This is a genomic window from Sphingobium sp. RS1 (genome assembly GCF_056156825.1).
The window spans coordinates 396,149-415,970 of sequence record NZ_JBLZXE010000002.1 but is presented as its reverse complement, the minus strand read 5'-3'; the positions used below and the strand labels follow the sequence as shown (position 1 = coordinate 415,970).

General features: G+C 62.0%; 20 protein-coding genes, 1 tRNA gene and 1 pseudogene. 18 read left to right on the top strand and 4 right to left on the bottom strand.

Translation table 11 applies throughout. The features are described from left to right. Window positions 1-15: 15 nt before the first annotated feature. The 3 genes from rarD to ACNHGR_RS03665 are packed head-to-tail and all read left to right on the top strand — an operon-like array spanning window position 16 to window position 2,410. The gene (gene rarD, locus ACNHGR_RS03675; protein WP_475284156.1) at window positions 16-885 is read left to right on the top strand and encodes an EamA family transporter RarD; all 870 of its coding nucleotides are present in this window, start codon (window positions 16-18) and stop codon (window positions 883-885) included. A gap of 38 nt (window positions 886-923) precedes the next feature. Next, window positions 924-1,661 (top strand): CAF17-like 4Fe-4S cluster assembly/insertion protein YgfZ, encoded by a 738-nt coding sequence (gene ygfZ, locus ACNHGR_RS03670; RefSeq protein WP_475284155.1) that lies wholly within the window; start codon window positions 924-926, stop codon window positions 1,659-1,661. After that, on the top strand, window positions 1,658-2,410 hold the full coding sequence (locus tag ACNHGR_RS03665) for a glutaminyl-peptide cyclotransferase (RefSeq protein ID WP_475284154.1): 753 nt from the start codon (window positions 1,658-1,660) through the stop codon (window positions 2,408-2,410). The genes ygfZ and ACNHGR_RS03665 overlap by 4 nt, the downstream gene beginning before the upstream one ends. Here ACNHGR_RS03665 and ACNHGR_RS03660 read toward each other — a convergent pair. After that, on the bottom strand, window positions 2,407-2,850 hold the full coding sequence (locus ACNHGR_RS03660; RefSeq protein WP_475284153.1) for a DUF983 domain-containing protein: 444 nt from the start codon (window positions 2,848-2,850) through the stop codon (window positions 2,407-2,409). The genes ACNHGR_RS03665 and ACNHGR_RS03660 overlap by 4 nt on opposite strands. A 153-nt stretch (window positions 2,851-3,003) precedes the next feature. On the opposite strand from ACNHGR_RS03660, the gene ychF reads away from it, so the two are divergent. From ychF to ACNHGR_RS03635, 5 genes are all read left to right on the top strand, one after another. Then, complete coding sequence (gene ychF, locus ACNHGR_RS03655; RefSeq protein ID WP_184264697.1) at window positions 3,004-4,104, top strand: redox-regulated ATPase YchF; 1,101 nt, start codon at window positions 3,004-3,006, stop codon at window positions 4,102-4,104. 6 nt (window positions 4,105-4,110) lie between these two features. Next, entirely contained in the window at window positions 4,111-4,632 is a 522-nt protein-coding gene (locus tag ACNHGR_RS03650) for a DNA-deoxyinosine glycosylase (RefSeq protein ID WP_184264695.1), read from the top strand. A gap of 80 nt (window positions 4,633-4,712) precedes the next feature. Continuing rightward, window positions 4,713-5,984: an alkaline phosphatase family protein gene (locus ACNHGR_RS03645; RefSeq protein ID WP_475284151.1), complete on the top strand. Its 1,272-nt coding sequence runs from the start codon at window positions 4,713-4,715 to the stop codon at window positions 5,982-5,984. 61 nt (window positions 5,985-6,045) lie between these two features. Then, window positions 6,046-6,510 (top strand): MaoC family dehydratase, encoded by a 465-nt coding sequence (locus ACNHGR_RS03640; RefSeq protein ID WP_184264691.1) that lies wholly within the window; start codon window positions 6,046-6,048, stop codon window positions 6,508-6,510. Between the two features lie 86 nt (window positions 6,511-6,596). Then, window positions 6,597-7,223, top strand: a complete 627-nt coding sequence (locus tag ACNHGR_RS03635) for a LysE family translocator (RefSeq protein WP_475284150.1) — start codon at window positions 6,597-6,599, stop codon at window positions 7,221-7,223. 82 nt (window positions 7,224-7,305) lie between these two features. On the opposite strand, the gene ACNHGR_RS03630 is transcribed toward ACNHGR_RS03635, so the two are convergent. Next, a complete protein-coding gene (locus ACNHGR_RS03630) occupies window positions 7,306-7,797 on the bottom strand; it encodes a hypothetical protein (protein ID WP_475284149.1) in 492 nt (163 codons plus the stop codon). 216 nt (window positions 7,798-8,013) lie between these two features. On the opposite strand from ACNHGR_RS03630, the gene ACNHGR_RS03625 reads away from it, so the two are divergent. Next, complete coding sequence (locus ACNHGR_RS03625; RefSeq protein ID WP_475284148.1) at window positions 8,014-8,211, top strand: hypothetical protein; 198 nt, start codon at window positions 8,014-8,016, stop codon at window positions 8,209-8,211. 423 nt (window positions 8,212-8,634) lie between these two features. Beyond that, window positions 8,635-8,898: pseudogene (locus ACNHGR_RS03620) on the top strand (CPCC family cysteine-rich protein). An 869-nt stretch (window positions 8,899-9,767) separates the two neighbouring features. Here the strand turns inward: ACNHGR_RS03620 and mutL are convergent. Next, window positions 9,768-11,561, bottom strand: coding sequence for a DNA mismatch repair endonuclease MutL (gene mutL / locus ACNHGR_RS03615; protein WP_475284147.1), 1,794 nt, complete (start codon window positions 11,559-11,561; stop codon window positions 9,768-9,770). 162 nt (window positions 11,562-11,723) lie between these two features. Here mutL and ACNHGR_RS03610 point away from each other — a divergent pair, with 162 nt between their 5' ends. The 7 genes from ACNHGR_RS03610 (at window position 11,724) to ACNHGR_RS03580 (ending at window position 18,135) form a co-directional block, all read left to right on the top strand. Continuing rightward, window positions 11,724-12,770, top strand: coding sequence for a rod shape-determining protein (locus ACNHGR_RS03610; protein WP_024019606.1), 1,047 nt, complete (start codon window positions 11,724-11,726; stop codon window positions 12,768-12,770). 17 nt (window positions 12,771-12,787) lie between these two features. Then, window positions 12,788-13,702, top strand: coding sequence for a rod shape-determining protein MreC (gene mreC, locus ACNHGR_RS03605; protein WP_475284146.1), 915 nt, complete (start codon window positions 12,788-12,790; stop codon window positions 13,700-13,702). Next, a complete protein-coding gene (gene mreD / locus ACNHGR_RS03600) occupies window positions 13,699-14,226 on the top strand; it encodes a rod shape-determining protein MreD (protein ID WP_475284145.1) in 528 nt (175 codons plus the stop codon). The genes mreC and mreD overlap by 4 nt, the downstream gene beginning before the upstream one ends. Further along, the gene (gene mrdA, locus ACNHGR_RS03595; protein WP_184264671.1) at window positions 14,223-16,304 is read left to right on the top strand and encodes a penicillin-binding protein 2; all 2,082 of its coding nucleotides are present in this window, start codon (window positions 14,223-14,225) and stop codon (window positions 16,302-16,304) included. The genes mreD and mrdA overlap by 4 nt, the downstream gene beginning before the upstream one ends. Further along, complete coding sequence (gene rodA, locus ACNHGR_RS03590; RefSeq protein WP_184264669.1) at window positions 16,301-17,413, top strand: rod shape-determining protein RodA; 1,113 nt, start codon at window positions 16,301-16,303, stop codon at window positions 17,411-17,413. Before mrdA ends, rodA begins: the two co-directional genes overlap by 4 nt. A gap of 106 nt (window positions 17,414-17,519) precedes the next feature. Next, window positions 17,520-17,595: transfer RNA gene (locus tag ACNHGR_RS03585), tRNA-Lys, on the top strand. Window positions 17,596-17,748: 153 nt separating this feature from the next. Next, window positions 17,749-18,135, top strand: a complete 387-nt coding sequence (locus ACNHGR_RS03580; RefSeq protein ID WP_184264667.1) for a c-type cytochrome — start codon at window positions 17,749-17,751, stop codon at window positions 18,133-18,135. 7 nt (window positions 18,136-18,142) lie between these two features. On the opposite strand, the gene ACNHGR_RS03575 is transcribed toward ACNHGR_RS03580, so the two are convergent. After that, window positions 18,143-18,904: a competence/damage-inducible protein A gene (locus ACNHGR_RS03575; RefSeq protein ID WP_475284144.1), complete on the bottom strand. Its 762-nt coding sequence runs from the start codon at window positions 18,902-18,904 to the stop codon at window positions 18,143-18,145. Between the two features lie 79 nt (window positions 18,905-18,983). On the opposite strand from ACNHGR_RS03575, the gene map reads away from it, so the two are divergent. Beyond that, window positions 18,984-19,814, top strand: coding sequence for a type I methionyl aminopeptidase (gene map, locus ACNHGR_RS03570; protein WP_475284143.1), 831 nt, complete (start codon window positions 18,984-18,986; stop codon window positions 19,812-19,814). The last annotated feature ends 8 nt before the right edge of the window (window positions 19,815-19,822 follow it).

Sequence of the window (19,822 nt, the reverse complement as noted above, 5' to 3'; positions counted from 1 at the left end):
GAAGCGCGCAAGGGCGTGGTTGCGGCGCTGGGCGCCTATGGCCTGTGGGGGCTGCTGCCGCTCTTCTTCCGCCTGCTTCATCATGTCGACCCGGTGGAGATCGTGACCCAGCGGATCCTCTGGTCGCTGCTGCTCATCTTGGCCATTCTTGCCATGCGCAAGGGGATACCCCCCTTCATTGCGGCGCTAGGCGACCGTCGACTGGTGCTGCCGCTGGCGGGTTCGGCGATCATGATCGGCCTCAACTGGCTGACCTATGTCTGGGCGGTCAATGAAGGCCATGTCGTCGCGGCCAGCCTCGGCTATTTCCTCAATCCGCTGGTCAATGTGACGCTGGGCGTACTGGTGCTCAAGGAAAGACTGCGCCGGCCGCAAATGCTGGCGATCGCCGTGGCTTCGGTCGGCGTCGCCATCCTCGCTGCTTCGGCGCTGACAACCCTGTGGATCAGCCTGTCGCTGGCCTTCAGCTTCGCCTTCTATGGCCTGCTGCGCAAGTTGACGCCGGTTGCGCCCATGACCGGGCTGGGTGTGGAAACCGCGCTGCTGACGCCGCTCGCGATTGCCTATCTGCTCTGGGAACTCAGCCATGGCGGAACCGGCTTCGGACAGGACGGGCCGACCACGGCGCTGCTCATCATCTCCGGCGCGGTGACCACCGTTCCGCTGGTGCTGTTCGCCATGGCTGCCCAGCGCCTGCCGATGGCGACACTGGGCCTGATGCAATATCTGGCCCCCACGCTCCAGTTCCTGAGCGGCATCCTGCTGTTCGGCGAGAAGCTGAGCGGCGGCCAGATCGCCAGTTTCGGCTTGATCTGGGTCGGCCTCATCCTCTTCGCCAGCGACGGCATAGCGACCGCGCGGCGCAACCGGATGGCGACGGCATAAGGCTTGGCTAAATGCCGTGCCGCGCCTACTTAGGGGCCATGACTGGCACGACCCTGACCGACCGCGCGATCCTGAGAATTTCCGGCGAGGAAGCAAAGCCCCTGCTCCAGGGCCTGCTGACCCGTGATGTCCTGAAACTGGCGAAAGGGGAGCCACGCTGGTCCGCGCTGCTCACGCCGCAGGGCAAGGCGCTGTTCGACTTCATCCTGTGGGCGGACGGCGACGATGTACTCATCGACTGCGAAGCCGCGCAGGCCGATGCCCTCGCCAAGCGACTGACCCTCTACCGCCTGCGTCGCAAGGCCGTGATTGCGCGTGAGGACGGTCTGGCCGTACATTGGTCGCTCGACGCGGCTGATCGCCCGCTCGACCCGCGCCTCGCCGCGCTCGGCCATCGCTGGCTCGCGCCTGCCGATGCCGGCGATGCCTCCGCTACCTTCCGCGCCCACCGCCTGTCGCTGGGCGTGTTCGAGGGCGCGGACGAACTGGGGCAGGACCAGACGCTCTGGCTGGAAACCAATGCAGAGGAATTGCACGGCGTCGATTATGACAAGGGCTGCTATGTGGGTCAGGAAAACACCGCCCGCATGCATTATCGCAACAAGGTGAACCGGCGGCTGATCGCCGTGCCGCTGGCGCAGGCGGATGAGAAGCGCCAGCGCGCCGCCCTGCCCGATCTGGGCCTGTCGATCGAACTGCATCGGGTGGAATCGATCGACCCCGCCACCCTGCCCGCCTGGCTCGCCACCGCCATTCAAGATCAGGCCGCCGAATGAAGCGCATCCTGCTGGCGCTCGCTTGCGCCTTCACCCTGACCGCGCCGGCTGCTGCCGACACGCGCTGGACGCTGGTCAAGACCTATCCCCATGACGCTTCGGCTTTCACCGAAGGACTCTTCTATCTCGACGGCGACCTCTATGAGAGCACTGGGCTGGAGGGACAGTCCGAGGTGCGCAAGGTCGCCCTGAAAACCGGGAAAGTGCTGCAAAGCCGGATTATCGAACCGCCCTATTTCGGTGAGGGCATCGTCAACTGGCAGGACCGGCTGGTCAGCCTGACCTGGCGCCACCGCAGGGGTTTTGTATGGAATCTGAAGGATTTCCACCCCATTGCCGATTTCCGCTATGAAGGTGAAGGCTGGGGCCTGACGCAGGATGGCCATAGTCTCATCATGAGCGACGGCACCGCCCAGTTGCGCTTCCTCGATCCCGAGAGCCTGGCCGAACAGCGCCGTATCACCGTCACCTGGAACGGCCATGCGGTCGAACGCCTCAACGAACTGGAATATGTGCGCGGCGAGATCTGGGCGAATATCTGGTACGATACCCGCATAGCTCGCATCGATCCCGCGACCGGCGCGGTGATCGACTGGATTGACGTCACCCCCCTGCGCAAGGCCGCTGGCGTCACCGACAGCGAAGCCGTCGCCAACGGCATCGCCTATGACGCGGAGAAGGACCGGGTCTTCATCACCGGCAAGAACTGGCCGAAACTGTTCGAGATCAAGGTGGCGGCCAAGCCCTAACCGCGCGGCTCCCCGTTATGCAGCTTCGCCCATAGCGCGGCAGTGCCCGCCTCCTGCGCGCGGGTGGTGAACTGGGCGGCGATCAGCCAGCCCTTGATCGGCCGCAACGGCAATATCGCGGTCAATATCAGCACCGGTATGCCGACTGCCAGATGCACCCACAGGCCCGGCCGCGCCATGATCTCCAGCATCACGATGAACACCACGCCCGGCACACAGGCGAAAAGTTGCACAAATACGGCGGGACCATCGGCCGGATCGGCGAAACTATAGTCCAGACCACACAGCTCGCAATGGTCGCGTACCGTCAGAAAGCCGGTGAAGATATGCCCCTCGCCACAGCGCGGGCAGCGGCCCATCGCGCCGGTTTCATGCGCCGGCCGCTTCTTCCACGACCGGCCATTCTGGTCGATCCAGTGGGTTTCGCTCGTCTGTTCCATATCGCCTCCAGCCATCCTCCCCATGCCGTACTGGCCCCACGCTTATCAACTGCGCCTTTTGTCCTACCCTTGGCTAAGCCCAAGGCTGGCCTTTCCATGCACAAAGCGCTATCGGCCCGGCAATTCTTCTTTCCGATCTTGTAAGGCAGTCAAATGGGTTTTCGTTGCGGTATCGTCGGCCTCCCCAATGTAGGCAAGTCCACCCTGTTCAATGCGCTGACCGAAACACAGGCGGCGCAGGCGGCCAATTACCCCTTCTGCACGATCGAGCCGAATGAAGGCCGCGTCGCCGTGCCCGACGACCGGCTCCAGACCATCGCCAAGATCGGCGGCAGCGCCAAGATCATCGAAACGCAGCTGAGCTTCGTGGATATCGCCGGGCTGGTGCGCGGCGCGTCCAAGGGCGAAGGCCTTGGCAACCAGTTCCTCGCGAACATCCGTGAAACCGACGCCATCGTCCATGTGCTGCGCTGCTTCGAAGATGGCGACATCACCCATGTCGAGGGCAAGGTCGATCCCATCGCCGACGCCGACACGGTCGAAACCGAACTGATGCTGGCCGACCTGGAAAGCCTGGAAAAGCGCGTCCCCAACCTCGCCAAGAAAGCGGCGCAGGGCGACAAGGAAGCCAAGGCCGCCGCGTCCGTGCTGGGTCAGGCACTCGACCTGCTGCGCGACGGCAAGCCTGCGCGTCTGACCGTGCCGAAGGATGTCGAGGAAGAGCGCCTCTTCGCACAGGCGCAGTTGCTGACGTCCAAGCCCGTCCTTTATGTCTGCAATGTCGAGGAAGAAAGCGCCGCCACTGGCAACGCGCATTCGGCCCGCGTGTTCGAAAAGGCTGCGGCGGAAAATGCCAAGGCGGTGATCGTGTCCGCCGCGATTGAAGCCGAACTCATCACCATGCCGATCGACGAGCGCGCCGAATATCTCGAAGCGCTGGGTCTGACCGAAGCCGGCCTCGCCCGCATCATCCGCGCCGGTTACGAATTGCTTGGCCTCATCACCTTCTTCACGGTCGGCCCCAAGGAAGCGCGCGCCTGGACCGTGGCCAAGGGCAGCAAGGCCCCGCAGGCCGCCGGCGCGATCCACACCGATTTCGAAAAGGGCTTCATCCGCGCGGAAACCATGGCCTATGCGGACTATGTCCAGTATAATGGCGAAACCGGTGCCAAGGAAGCGGGCAAGTGGCGCTCCGAAGGCAAGGAATATGTGACGCAGGACGGCGACATCATGCTGTTCCGCTTCAACGTCTGATCGCTCATGGCGCTGCGCCTTGGTCAGATGCCTGCGCAGCGCAAGGCAGCCTTTCCGCCCAGCGTCGATGCCAATACGCGCCTGCTGATCCTGGGTAGCCTGCCCGGTGACGCCTCGATCCGGCAGGGTGAATATTATGCCCATCGCGGCAATGCATTCTGGGACTTGCTGGGTGATGTGCTGGACGAGGATCTGCGCCGCCAGCCCTATGCGATGCGCCTGAAAAGGCTGCGCGCATTGGGCGTCGGCCTGTGGGACGTGATAGAAAGCGCTGAGCGACCGGGTAGCCTGGACAGCAGTATCAAAGGCGCGGAACTGCGCGACCTCGGGCTGTTCGTGGAACGCCTGCCCGCGCTTCGGGCGATCGGCTTCAACGGGAAGACAGCGGCCCTGCACGGGCGGCGGCAATTGGGCGACCGGCCGGGGCTGGCGCTGATCGACCTGCCTTCGTCCAGTGGCGCCTATGCCAGCTTTTCGCGCGAGGCGAAGAAGGCGGCCTGGATGGCGTTACGCGCGCCGCTCGCATAAAGCCTACCAAAACGTCACTTTACCGTCATGGCATCGCTGCTAAGCGACTATTGTTGCACAGAGCAAAAACAAGAGTCGCCATGTTGATCCGTAATCTCGCCTCCGCCCTTCTCGCCGTCACTGCGCTCAGCGGTTGCGTCACCGTCGAAACGCAGCGCACCGCCCCTAAAGTGCAAATGGAGCAGCGCGCACCGGTGACCCTGCTGGTATCAATCGACGGCTTTCGCCCCGATTATCTGACCCGCGGCGTATCCCCCAATCTCAACGCGCTGGCGGCAGCGGGAGTCGAGGCGTCGATGCGCCCCTCCTTCCCTACCAAGACTTTCCCCAATCACTGGGCGATCGTCACCGGTGACCGCCCCGATCGCAGCGGTATCGTCGCCAACAATATGGAAGATGAAAGCCGGCCCAAGGACAAGTTCACCATGGCCAGCGACGATCCCTATTGGTGGAACGAGGCCGAACCGATCTGGATCACCGCCGAGAAGCAGGGCGTACGCACCGCGACCATGTTCTGGCCCGGTTCCAACGTCGCCTGGGGCGGCACCAAGGCGGCCGAATGGCCCTATACGATCAGCAACGGATCGCGACCGAGCGACTGGGCACAGTTCAACGAGGCGATCAGTCCGACCCAGCGGGTAAACAATGTGTTGGATGTGCTGCGCCGCCCGGCCGCTATTCGCCCGCGCTTCGTCACCCTCTATTTCGATGAAGTCGACACCGCCGGGCATGTCAACGGGCCGGACGCGCCACAGACGACGCAGGCCGTCGCCGACGTCGATGCGCATATCGGCGAACTGGTCGCGGGCCTGAAGGCGCTGGGCCAGCTGGCGAACATCATCATCGTTTCCGATCATGGCATGGCCGCGAAAGCGAACGACCGGGTGATCGCGATCGACAAGATTGCCGATCCGGCCGATTATCGCACCGTCGAAACCGGCCCCTATGCCAGCCTGGCCGCCATTCCGGGCCATGAAAAGGCGCTGGAGGCGGCGCTGTTCAAACCGCGCGATCATATGCAATGCTGGCGCAAGAGCGAAATTCCGGCGCGTTTCCATTATGGCACGCACCGCCGTATCCCGCCCTATTTCTGCCTCGCGGACACCGGCTGGGTGTTTCAGGCCACCACCCCGACAAAACCCATCACTGGCGGCGACCATGGTTGGGACGACCACGCGCCCGAGATGCAGGCATTGTTCATCGCCCACGGCCCGGCCTTCGATACCAGCTTCCGCCCTTCGGCCGACTTCACCAATGTCGACGTCTATCCGTTGCTCGCGCGGCTGCTGGGCGTGACGCCTGCCGCGTCGGACGGCAATGCTGCGGTGTTACAGGGACTGGTGAAGCCCTGACATTGACGTAAACGGAAAGCTTGCTTACATCCTCATTCGTTGCAAGTGGAGACGGATGAGGATGGAAGACATAGTCTTTTTCGAAGATCTCGCGATCGGCGACGGCTTCGATTTCGGGCCGCTCACCGTGTCCCGCGAGGAAACCGTCGGCTTTGCCGCCGAGTTCGATCCCCAGCCCTTTCATCTGTCGGACGAGGCGGCAGCGACCACCCATTTCGGCACGATTTCGGCAAGCGGCTGGCACACGACCGCCCTGTTCATGAAGATGTTCGTGGCCGAAATGCAGGCCCATCCGGGGCGGCAGGCAGCCAGCCTTGGCGCGATGGGCGTGGACGAGTTGCGCTGGCTGCGCCCGGTGCGCCCCGGTGATACGCTGCGCGGCCGCAGCGAGGTGATCGACAAGAAAGTGTCGCAAAGTCGCCCGGAAATGGGCATTGTCCGCAACAAGGTGACAATCCTCAATCAGGACGACAAGCCCGTGCTGACCATGATCCCGATCGCTATGTGGCGCACCCGACCGGCATAATCAGGGCCAACCGCTGCATAGTGGCTCTGCGCAGCCCGTTTCGTTGACGATAGGGAAGCGCACGCCATCATCAGGGAAAGCCGCCCATGCCCAGCACTGCCCATCTCCTCGCCTTTGCGCTGATATCGCTTGGCATGGTGCTGACCCCCGGTCCGAACATGATCTACTTGATCTCGCGCTCCATTTCACAGGGGCGCACGGCAGGCATGATTTCGCTGCTCGGCGTGGCCTGCGGCTTCCTCTTCTACATGGTCAGCGCGGCGTTCGGCATCACCGCGCTGCTGATGGCCGTGCCCTTCGCCTATGATGTGCTGCGGATCGGCGGTGCGCTCTATCTGCTGTGGCTGGCATGGAATGCCGTGCGGCCCGGCGGCCGATCGCCTTTTCAGGTGCGCACTCTGCCGCAGGATTCGCCGCGCCGTCTCTTCATCATGGGGCTGGTCACGAACCTGCTCAATCCCAAGGTTGCGATGATCTATCTGTCGCTGCTGCCGCAATTCGTCGATCCGGCGCGCGGGCATATACTGGGCCAGTCACTCATTCTGGGCGCGACGCAGATCGTCATCAGCCTGTCGGTCAACGCCCTGATCGCCTGCCTCGCGGGATCGATCGCTGGCTTCCTGCAGGGTCGACCGCGCTGGCTGACGGTCCAGCGCTGGTTCATGGGTACGGTGCTGGGCGGGCTGGCCGTACGCATGGCGGTGGAGCGGTAACGGCGCGGCCTCGGCCATCATCGCTGGATATTACGGCCAACAGGCCGATCAAAGGTCCGCGCGTTCCGGACAGCAAGTCCAGCTAGAGCGGCTGGTTGGCCTTCGCATCGGCGGCCATGATGCGGATGCTGGCGTCCTTTGATCCGGCAATCTGGATGATGTGCCGACCGGCGGGCAGGTCGAACCACACGATCTTGCGAATATCCGAACAATCCGGACCATGGCCATGCTCGACCGAGGCGACCGATGTGGCGCCGGTCACGACATCGACCCAGGCCGGCCCCGACAGCGCGATGCCGATGCGCGCCGTCGCCTTGAGCGACAAACCGAACAGCCCCCCATGCCCTTCCTTCGCGCCCTTGCCGGGGGCTATGGCAAACTGCACATAGGCGGCCGGCGTCAGCGCCGCCGTGACAGGCTTGCCCAGGATCAGCATCGGCGCCCCCTGTATCTGCGCCCCGGCCTTCGCCTGCCCGCTTTGCGTCCAGCTGGTCCATGGCTCGGCCAGCGGCGCAGGCGCGGCACAAGAGGGCGCCGGGACGGCGGCGAGCAGCAGGGCGGCAAACATCGTCATCGGTTCATTTCCTCCCGAACAATTTCTCGATGTCGCCATGGCCCAGCTTCACCAAGGTTGAGTCACAAAACAACCGCAGAAAGCCGACGTTTCCAAGCTCCGCATCAATGTCTGGCATGGGTGGCTGGGGGACTGGCAGCTTTTGACCGGATCGCCTAAAGAGCGGACATATAGGTAATGGGTCGAGCCCGATTTAAGCTTTTGAAGGAACGGCTAATGCATTATTTTTCCTTAGCCGTCATGATAATGATTTCTCTAGCTACGGCCGGTTATGGAGCTTTTTCTATCGCAGAAGGTAAGGTGTATACGGCTGCTGGAACTATTGCCAAGGATGCTCAGCCGCTGGGGTTTTATTTGACCACAGGATTGCTCTTTGTGTTGTCGGTCTTTCCATGGATTTTCATTTTTACCTGATCTCTGGTCAGGCCTTTATCACTTTGCCATGGCCGTTCTGCGGTAAAATTGGTTCCGATTAAACGGTAGAAAATGGCCGATAGCGGAAGCGCCCAATCATGGTTGCCCCACCTATCACGCGCCAGCCTCCAAACCCACCCTAAACCATTCTATTTCCTGCCAAAAAGCTTCTCGATATCCCCATGCGATAGTTTTACCAAGGTTGAGTCACAAAACAACCGCAGAAAACTGCGCTTTTTCGATTTCCACATGAACGTCCGGCATGGGTGGGGAGTGGACTGTCGGGTTTCAGGCTTGGCAGGGTGGTTTCCAGACTGTCCGGTTTTGGAGAGATAACCGACGATAGCGGAAGATGCGAAGATAAAATCGTTCGGCAACAATCGCCTACTTGCAGACATTTGCCTCACCCTCCAATCTACCAAAATGTCACAAGAAGCCTTGCCCCGCCGCCGCTGCCCTTGCTGCGATAATCGCACGCTGGATGCGCGTGCGGATTACGAGATTTGCCCGGTGTGTTTCTGGGAAGATGACGGTCAGGATGACGAAAGTGCAGACGAAGTGTGAGGCGGCCCGAATGGTGGGCTGTCGCTAACCGTAGCACGCCAAAACTACATCAGTATTGGCGCTGCCGATCCGAAAGATTTACGTCACGTGCGCGCGCCGACCGAAGCAGAAGCAGCGCGATAAGCTAAGTCAGCTTTCCACCAGATTTCGTCATTGAGACCTCGACCGGGCATCTGAACAAATGGCTGGTTTCAGCGATCCGCATGGTCTGACGGAGTAACTTAGAATGGTCGTTTGCAGACAATCTCGTTTGTGACTCAACCTACCGAATCCATCCCTTTTCAAAGTTAACGATATACTATTTTATATATATAATTCAGCTACTTACGTCCAAAAAGTTTCTCGATTTCTGGATGTGAAAGTTTCCAAGGTTGAGTCACAAAACAACCGCAGAAAACTGCGCTTTTTCGATTTCCACATGAACGTCCGGCATGGGTGGATGGCGGAATGTCGGCTTTGAAGCGCGATGAGGTGGATAACTGAACGTCAGTTATAACGGGCAGACCGGAGGATGCTTTGAATTCCAGTCGCAGTTATAACGATTGCAACGCAGCAGAACGCTGCGATATTTCCCCATGGGAAAAATCCAAACTCGTCCTGATCTAGGCCAAAACCTCTGATCCAATCAACGGACAATACCCCCACTGGAATTACGCAGAGAGCGGCCCAAATCAACAACTTCTGCCTGATCACCATTGCAACGCAAAGCGCGGTCCAAGCGAAGAACACAAAAAATCCAGTCGGAAGATCATGATAATTGAGGATGCCCGTCGGGTAGACGATCACCGGAATTACAACCATTAGTCCGGCAAGCCAAAGGGCGATGGTTGCTCTGTCTCGGGATGAATTGGGATTGTCTGACATCCGGGCAATTTACATCATCTGTAACCGTCCGCAAATGGTCGTTTGCAGACAATCTCGTTTGTGACTCAACCTACCGAATCCATCCCTTTTCAAAGCTAACGATATACTATTTTATATATATAATTCAGCTACTTACGTCCAAAAAGTTTCTCGATTTCTGGATGTGAAAGTTTCACCCATGTCGGCCGGCCATGGTTGCATTGACCTGAGCGCGGCGTGACTTCCATTTCGCGAAGCAGGGCGTTCATTTCGGCAACGCTCAATACGCGGCCAGCGCGGACGGACCCGTGGCACGCCATGGTCGCGGCGACGAGGTCGAGCCGTTCCTTCAGGGATAGCGCGCTGTCATAGGCGGCGAGATCGTCAGCCAGATCGGCGACCATGCCCTGCACATCCGACTGGCCAAGCATGGCCGGAACGGATCGCACCAGCATGGCCGATGGGCCGAACCGCTCCAGATCAAGGCCGAAGTCCCTGAATTCGGCGATCCGCGCCTCCAGCCTGTCGCAGGCGGTTTCTTCCAGTTCGACCACTTCCGGGAGCAGCAGCGCCTGCGAGGCGACCCCTTGCCCCTCCATCGCGCGGCGCATCCGTTCCAGAGTCAGCCGTTCGTGCGCGGCATGCTGGTCGACAATGACCAATCCGTCCTCCGCCTCCGCCACGATATAGGTGCGCGCCACCTGCCCCCGCGCGACGCCGAGGGGGAAACTGTTCCCTTCCGGCGCAGGGGCAGCGGCAGGCTCGGCGCGGGCCTGCGGCGGCGGTGTGATGAAGGAGGTCCGGCGATCCGCAAAAGAGGATGGCGCGAACTGGTTGTAGCTGGGTGGCGGAGAAGCCCCGGCAGCCTCAAAGATCGGCATCGATCCGATCGGAGTGGGCGAGATAGGCTCGGGCTTCCAGGCCGACAGGCCCGCCGGATCAGCATGCTGTACGGCACGGAAGCCTTCGGCATCGAGCGCCCGGCGCAGGCCGGATACGATCATGCCGCGGATCAGGGCGGGGTCGCGAAAGCGCACTTCCGTCTTGGCGGGATGGACGTTGACGTCCACTTCCAAAGGCGGAACGTCCAGGAACAGGGCGACGACCGGGTGGCGATCACGGGCCAGCATGTCGGCATAGGCACCGCGCAATGCCCCGATCAGCAGCCGGTCGCGAACCGGACGACCGTTCACGAACAGATATTGGTGGTCGCCGACGCCGCGATTGTAGGTGGGAAGCGAGGCGACGCCGGAGAGTTGGACGCCCTCCCGCTCCAGTGAAACAATCACATGGTTGTCGGCCAGCGCCCGGTCCGTCAGCGCGGCGACCCGTTCCTCCCGCGCTTCCCCGCTTTGCACGCCCAGCACTCGGCGGCCGTCATGCTCGACTGAAAAAGCGACGGCCGGATGTGCCATTGCGAGACGGCGGACGATGTCGAGGCAGGCGGCATATTCGGCCTTGGGCGAGCGCAGGAATTTGCGCCGCGCCGGGACTTTGCCGAACAACTGCTCCACTGTGACACGGGTACCGGGCGGAAGCGCGGCGGGGCCCTCCGCTACTAACTGACCATTGTCGACCGTGCGGTTCCATCCGTCGGCGCCGCGCGGCCTGCTGTCGATAGACAGGCGCGCGACGCTGGCGATGGATGGCAATGCCTCGCCACGGAAGCCCAATGTCGCAACATTTTCAATGGCATCGTCGGGCAATTTTGACGTCGCATGCCGTTCCAGCGCCAGCGCCATGTCCGCCGAATCCATGCCGCAGCCATCGTCGCTGACCTCGATCCGGTCGAGGCCGCCATTGGACAGGCGGATGGCGACGCGAGTCGCGCCCGCGTCCAAAGCGTTTTCGACGATCTCCTTCAGCGCGCTGGCGGGTCTTTCGACCACTTCACCGGCAGCGATACGATTGACCAGATGTTCGGGCAGACGGCGTATTGACATTGATTAGGGACTAGCCCAAGCGAGCGCTTTCCGCGAGCCGCGACCTCAAATTTTTTGCACTGCAAGGCGCAAGGAATGCAGAGTTAACGGCCAGAGCAGAAACAGCTTTCCGACCGGTCCCCTTGTCGCGTCGCGGGGACGGCGGGCGATACAGGATAAGGCATGTCGATCTTCTCGCGTCTCTTCAAATTCTCCTCGCAGGATATGGCCATCGACCTCGGCACCGCCAATACGGTGGTCTATGTGCGCGGTCGCGGTATTGTGCTGAACGAACCGTCGGTCGTGGCGGTCGAGACGCTGAATGGCGTCAAGCGGGTGAAGGCTGTCGGTGTCGACGCGAAGCTGATGATGGGCAAGACCCCGGATTCGATCGAGGCCATCCGTCCGCTGCGCGACGGCGTGATCGCCGACATCGATGTCGCTGAACAGATGATCAAGCATTTCATCACGAAGGTGCATGGCGGCAAGCATAGCCCCTGGCGCGCGCCTGAGATCGTGATCTGCGTGCCCTCTGGCTCGACCAGCGTCGAACGCCGCGCCATCCGTGACGCCGCCAGCAACGCCGGCGCCAGCCAGGTCTTCCTGATCGAGGAACCGATGGCCGCTGCGATCGGCGCCGACATGCCCGTGACCGAGCCGATCGGTTCGATGGTTGTCGACATCGGCGGCGGCACCACCGAAGTCGCCGTGCTCTCGCTGCGCGGCCTTGCCTACACCACATCCGTCCGCGTCGGTGGCGACAAGATGGACGAAGCGATCGTGTCCTTCGTCCGCCGCCATCACAATCTGCTGATCGGCGAAGCGACCGCCGAGCGGATCAAGAAGCAGTTCGGCGTGGCTCAACCGCCCGAAGACGGTGTCGGCGAGACGATCCACATCAAGGGCCGCGACCTCGTCAACGGCGTACCAAAGGAAATCTCGATCAACCAGGGCCAGATCGCCGATGCGCTGGCCGAGCCGATTTCGACCATCGTCGAAGGCGTACGGATCGCTCTGGAAAACACCGCGCCTGAACTGGCCGCCGATATCGTAGATCAGGGCATCGTCCTGACTGGCGGCGGCGCGCTGCTCAAGGGGCTGGATGACGAACTGCGCGACGAAACGGGCCTGCCCGTCACCATCGCCGAAGATCCGCTGACCTGCGTCGCCATTGGCACCGGCCGCGCTATGGAAGACCCGATCTTCCGGGGCGTGCTGCAAACCGCCTGATCGAAAAGGACGATTAGATGGCGCGGCCAGCCAGCCGACGCCCCGGTATCAACCGGAAGGCGCAATATAGCCTGTTCGCCAGCTATGTCGTGGCGGTAGCCGGTGCAGCCATTGGCCTGCTGCTGGTGGTGGTCGCGATCTTCGACCCCACCGGTTTCGCCGCCATTCGCATCGCGACGTCGGAGATCAGCCGCCCTGTATCCAATACGTTGAAAGGCATGGTCAGCGGTGTCGGCTCGGTCGATGAGGTGCTGGCCGCCTATTGGCGGGCCGGATCGCAGAATGTCGCGCTGCGGCGACAGGTAGAAGCCGATCGCAACCGCATCATCGAGGCGAAGGGCGTCGCACAGGAAAATGTGCGACTGAAGAAGCTGCTCAAGCTGGTCGATGCCGATTCCAGCGAAGTTCTAACCGCGCGCCTGATCGCCTCGTCTGCCACCAGCGCCCGCCGCTTCGCCCGGCTCAATGCGGGACAGTGGCAGGGCGTGCGGCCTGGCATGCCGGTGCGCGCGCCCGAGGGGCTGATTGGCCGCATCCATATCACGACACCCAACAGCGCCGAGGTGCTGTTGCTGACCGACACGAGCAATATCGTCCCGGTCCGCCGCGCCAATGACAGCATTCCCGCCATTTCGACCGGATTGGGCGATGGATCGGTGGAGGTCCGGGCGCTAACGGCTGGCCGCAATCCGTTCAAGCCGGGTGACCTGCTGGTGACGTCGGGCATTGGCGGCGTCTATCAGCCCAATATACCGGTGGCCGTCGTCGTGCGCGCGCAGGGCGAGATCGCCTATGCCGTGCCGCTCGCAAACCCTGCCCGCGTGGACGCTGTCGTCGTTGAACGCGCATTCGAGGATGCCGTCACCCGTCCTGGTCCGGCAGCACCGAGCCTGGCGGATGAGGCTGTGGCTGGCAACGTCGCCCAACCATGATCGACCCGCATCTTTATCATGTACCAAGGCTGGGACGGCACCCTTCCCGCTTCCGGCTGGCGGGCACGCCGGTCATCACCGTGATGCTGGGCTCTTTCCTGACGGCATTACCCATCATAGCCCAGTCGCCGATCATGCCCCCCCTTGGTCTGCTGCTCCTGCTGGCCTGGCGGTTGCTGCGCCCTGATCTGTGGCGCGCCTGGATCGGCCTGCCGCTCGGCCTGTTCGACGATGTCATGAGCGGCCAGCCGATCGGGTCGGCCATGTTCCTGTGGACGGTAGCGCTGATGGGCATCGACGCGATCGAACATCGCATGGTATGGCGCAGCTATCGTCAGGACTGGCTAATTGCGACCCTCGCCATTATCTTCTGCATCGCCGGTGGCCTGTTTTTCGCACGGATCACGGGTGGAGGTAATGTGACGCTTTTCCTGGTCGCGCCGCAAATGGTCTGGACGATATTGCTGTTTCCCTTCGTCGTCCGCCAATGCGCGCGGATCGATCGCTGGCGCGTGATGCCATGAAGTTTCCGTTTCCCAAGCGCAAGATCGTCACCGAAGCCACCCAAACCTTTACCTTTTCGCGCCGTGCGATGGTGGTCGGCGGGTTGCAGGGCGCGATCGGCGCAGTGCTGGTCGGCCGCATGGCCTGGATCAGCGTCGTCCAGAACGAGAAATACAGCCTGTTGTCGGAGAGCAATCGCGTCAACCTGACGCTCATCCCGCCGCGCCGTGGCTGGATCATCGACCGCAACGGACGGCCGCTGGCGAACAATCGCACCGATTTCCGCGTCGACCTGATCCCACAGCGCGTCGTGGATGCCGAAGCGACGATCACTCACCTGGCCCAGTTGCTGAAGCTGGAACCGGACGATGTCGACCGCATCCGCGAGGATCTGGAAAAGTCCGCCGGCTTCCGTCCGGTGCAGGTTGCCGACAAGCTGACCTACGACCAATATGCCGCGATCAGCGTGCGCCTGCCCGACCTGCCGGGCGTTGCGCCGAGCCAGGGCTTTTCGCGCCATTATCCCGCCGGCGCCACGGTTGGGCATTTGCTGGGCTATGTCGGCGCGGCGACGGCGGAAGATTACAAGGCGCGGCGCGATCCGCTGCTCATCACGCCGGGATTCAAGGTCGGCAAGGACGGACTGGAAAAGGCGTTCGATCGCCATCTGACCGGCAAGCCCGGCGCGAAGCGGGTGGAGGTGACGGCACGCGGCAAGATCGTGCAGGAACTGACGACCCGTACCGACACGCCCGGCCGCACGATCAAGCTGACGATCGACGCGGGATTGCAGGAATTCGCCGGACGACGACTGGCCACCCAGAGCGGCTCGATCGTGGTGATCGACTGTCATAATGGCGATGTGCTGGCACTTGCGTCCATGCCCAGCTTCGATCCGAACAGCTTTTCCGACGGCATCAGCCATCTGGAATATGAGATGCTGTCGAAGGACGATCATGTCCCGCTGCGCAACAAGACGTTGCAGGGGCTGTATCCGCCCGGATCGACGGTGAAACCGATGGTGGCGCTGGCCTTGCTGGAGGCGGGCATCGGACCGCAGGAGACGGTCAATTGCCCTGGCGCCATTCGCGTCGGCAATACATTGTTCCATTGCCATAAGAAACGTGGTCACGGACCGCTCAACATGCGCGGAGCGATCGCGCAAAGCTGCGACATTTATTTCTATCAGATGGCACAGCGCATCGGCATGGACCGGATTGCCAGCATGGCGCGCCGCGTCGGCATGGGCCAGAAATTCGATTTGCCCTTTCCCAGCCAAAGTTACGGCACCGTGCCCGATCCGGCCTGGAAGGAACGGAAATATAACCAGAGATGGCAGGTCTATGACACGGTGAACGCCACCATTGGGCAAGGCTATATGCTGATCAATCCGCTGCAAATGGCGGTGATGGCGGCCCGACTGGCGACCGGCAAGCAATTGATGCCCAACTTCATTTTCGGCGCGCCGCGACCCGACCCGGCGTCGGTGGGTGCGACCGAGGAGCATCTGGTCGTCATTCGTGACGCGATGAGCGCGGTGGTGAATGGCGGCGGCACCGGTGGTGCTGCGCGCAGTTCCATCCCCGGCGTCATGATCGCGGGCAAAACCGGCACCGCGCAGGTGCGCCGGATCACCATGGCGGAGCGCGCGGGCGGCGTGCGCGGCAATGCCGGCCTGCCCTTCAAGCTGCGCGACCACGCCCTGTTTCAGGGCTTCGCGCCGTTCGACAATCCGCGCTACGCCATCGCCTGCATCATCGAACATGGCGGCCATACCATCCGCAATGAGGACGCGCCGATGATCGCCAGCGATACGCTGTCCTATCTGTTCGATCCGGCCAAGGCGATGGAGAAGCTGGAGACGCTGGAAAAAGGCTGGGGCGGCACACCGGCAGAGCGGCAGGCACGGCAGATGGCGGCCTTCCGCCTCGCCAAGGCGATCGAGAAGGGTGAAGTCCCACCGCCAGCCGACAATGCCATGAACGCGGCCAACGCAAGCGTCGCAGCCCCGGCGCCCGCAACGGCTCCGCCCCCTTCCCCCGCCGCCGATGACGAGAGCGACGTCCCTGCCCCCGCCAACAGCACGGCCACACGATGAGCATCGTACCCAAGCCTCTGACCGAATTTCCCTGGCGTATCCTCGCACTTCTGCTGGCGATCGCCGGCTTCGGTACGATCGTGCTCTACAGCGCGGCGAGTGGTAATATCTTCCCCTGGGCGTTCAATCAGGGGATACGCTTCTGCATCTTTTCCGCCATGGCTTTGGGGCTTAGCCGCATTCCGGTCGAGCTTTTCGCTCGCTATGCCTTTCCCGCCTATGGCGCAGTCCTCGCCGCGCTGTTCCTGGTGGAACTGATCGGCGGCGTGGCCGGGGGCAGCCAGCGCTGGATCAACCTCGGCTTCATGCAATTGCAGCCATCGGAATTCATGAAGCCCATCATCGTCCTCGCGATCGCGCGCTTCTACGCTCTGTTGCCGGTTGGGGAGATCCGGCGATGGAACGCAATCTGGCCGGCCTTGGTGCTGATCGGTTTTCCATGGGCCCTGGTCTTGATCCAGCCCGATCTGGGCACCGCGACGATGATATTGGCGGGCGGCATCACCGTCATGTTCCTGGCGGGCCTACCGCTGCGCCTGTTCGTCGGTTCAGGTCTGGCCGTCGCGGCTATCATTCCAATCGCTTTCAGCTTCCTGCACGATTATCAGAAGAACCGCGTCCTGATCTTCCTCGATCCCGAGAGCGATCCGCTCGGTGCCGGCTATCATATCAGCCAGTCCAAGATTGCGATCGGATCGGGCGGTATCTGGGGCAAGGGGTTTCTCAAGGGCTCGCAAAGTCATCTCGACTATCTGCCCGAAGGCCATACCGACTTTGTCTTCGCCACCATGGCGGAAGAATGGGGGCTGATGGGGGGAACGTTGATGATCCTGGCTTTCATGCTGCTGTTCCGCTGGGGTATCCGGGTGTCGATGCGCACCCAGGACAAGTTTGCGCGCATGGTCGCGGCCGGGCTGACCACGACCATCTTCTTCTATGTCGCGATCAACCTGATGATGGTGATGGGCCTGGCGCCGGTGGTGGGAATCCCCCTGCCCTTCATGTCCTATGGCGGGTCTTCGATGCTGACGGTGATGTTGTGCGTAGGGATCATCATGGCCATCGATCGGGCCGGCAAGCGGCGTGCTGGCACCGGAAACTGGCGATAAATCAGCGGTCTGCGAAAAAATTCTGTCACAAGGCGTTTTACTGTTTGCAGAATCGCGAGGGACTGCTAACAGCCCGCCACGCCGGAGCGCACAGCCGCCCCCGCATGGACGCATAGCTCAGTTGGTAGAGCAGCTGACTCTTAATCAGCGGGTCCTAGGTTCGAGCCCTAGTGCGTCCACCATAATCTTTCTTGATATTCAACAGAGCGTGCCGGCAGCAACTTCTGCGCCGGCAGCAGATGCTTAAACCCTCATTCAGATAATCTTGCTTATGGGAGCATGCGGTAGAAGGGCAAACGCCCTCGCCGTCTCATCTGAACCAGGGGTAGCCTTTCATGTTTTCATGGACGTCGTTTTCAAAGATTTCGGCCCTTACGATCCTGTGCGCCGCCGCCGCACCCGCGCTGGCGCAGACCGGCGACGCAGTCAAAGGCAAGGCGGTGTTCGCGCGTTGTGCGCTCTGCCATGATGTGAAAGCCGGCCCGAAGAAGATGGGGCCCTCGCTTGCCGGGCTATTTGGCCGGACATCCGGAACGATGGCGGGCTTCACCTATTCGCCGGCGATGCAGAAGGCGAAGATCAAGTGGGACGCGAAAAGCCTTGATGCGTTCGTGACCAAGCCGGTCGCCCTGGTGCCCGGCAATCGCATGGCATTTGCCGGCTTGCCCAACGCAGTCGACCGGGCGAACCTGATCGCCTATCTGGCGAGCGCCACCAAATAGGGCGCGATCAGATGCCGCCCGCCGTCACGGCCCAGCCGCCGCGTTCCAGCGCGGCGCTAAGGTCGGCGGTGCAGGCCTGCAATATGCCGGCGTCGGTAGACCGAATGACGAAATTTGCGCCGGTCCGGCCTTCCCGGAAAAAGGGATAGCTGCCGATCTGGCACCCTATATGGGCACGTTCGGTCGCCGCCAGCAGGTCGGCAATCTCGCTTTCCGCCACCCAGCAGCCAATGGTGGTCGACTGAAGCGGCAGACCGCCCTCCAACTGCCCGGTCAGGCTGTCGAGCATGCCGGCCGTGATGGAGGGCACACCCGCCATAATGAAGATATTGCCATGGCGGATGCCCGGAGCGCCCGACATGCGATTTTCGATCAGCCCGGCACCGGACGGTACCCGGGCCATGCGCAGCCGCGCCTCGGTCAGGCCGCCGCGTGTTTCATAATAGCCGGCCAGGATCGCGCGTGCGCCTTCATGCACCTCCACGCCGACACCGAGCGCCGCCGCGATCGCGTCGACCGTGATGTCATCATGAGTCGGGCCGATGCCGCCGGTCGTGAAGAGATAGTCATTGCGCGCGCGCAAGGCGTTCACTGCCTCGACAATGGCATCCTGATCGTCCGGGATCACGCGCACTTCGCGCAGCCGGATGCCCTGTACGCCAAGCCATGCCGCAATCTGGCTGACATTCCTGTCCTGGGTGCGGCCAGAGAGGATTTCGTCGCCGATGACAATCAGCGCAGCGGTCCAGATGCGGGTGGGATCGGCCATCGCCTGCCCATAGCCTGCGCCATCCGCCCTGCCTAGCCGCCCTCTCGCATTATCCGGTATCTGCGCCTATAAATGGCGCATGACCGAATATATGACGATGACGGCCGATACGCCGACGACCCGCTCCACCGCGATCAAACTCTATGACGAATCGGGCTTTGCCGGGATGCGCAAGGCTGGCCGGCTGGCGGCCGAGATACTGGACGCCCTGGTGCCCCATGTCGTTCCGGGCGTCACGACGGGCGAACTGGACGACATCGTTCGTCGCATGACACTGGACGGCGGCGGTGTACCGGCAACGCTTGGTTATCGCGGTTATACCCATAGCTGCTGCATCTCGCTGAACAACGTGATCTGCCACGGCATCCCGGGCGACTATCGGCTTAAGGAAGGCGATATCCTGAATATCGACGTGACCCCGCTGGTCGATGGCTGGCATGGCGATACCAGCCGGATGTACATCGTCGGCGAAACCTCCATCAAGGCACGCCGCCTGGTCGAAGTGACATATGAATGCCTGATGCTGGGCATCGAACAGGCCAAGCCCGGCAATCATCTGGGCGACATCGGCTATGTCATCCAGCGCCATGCCGAAAAGCATCGCTATGGCGTGGTGCGCGATTTCTGCGGTCATGGCCTGGGTCAGGTTTTCCATGATAGCCCGGAGGTCGTCCATATCGGTCGCCCCGGCACCGGCCCCGAACTGCGGCCGGGCATGTTCTTCACGATCGAACCGATGATCAACATCGGCAAGCCCGGCGTGAAGATGCTGGACGACGGCTGGACAGCCGTGACTCGCGACCGCACCTTGTCCGCCCAGTTCGAGCACAGCATCGGAATCACGGAAACAGGCTGCGAAATCTTCACCAGGAGCCCGGCTGGCCTCGATTGCCCGCCTTATACGCTCTGACCGTCGAA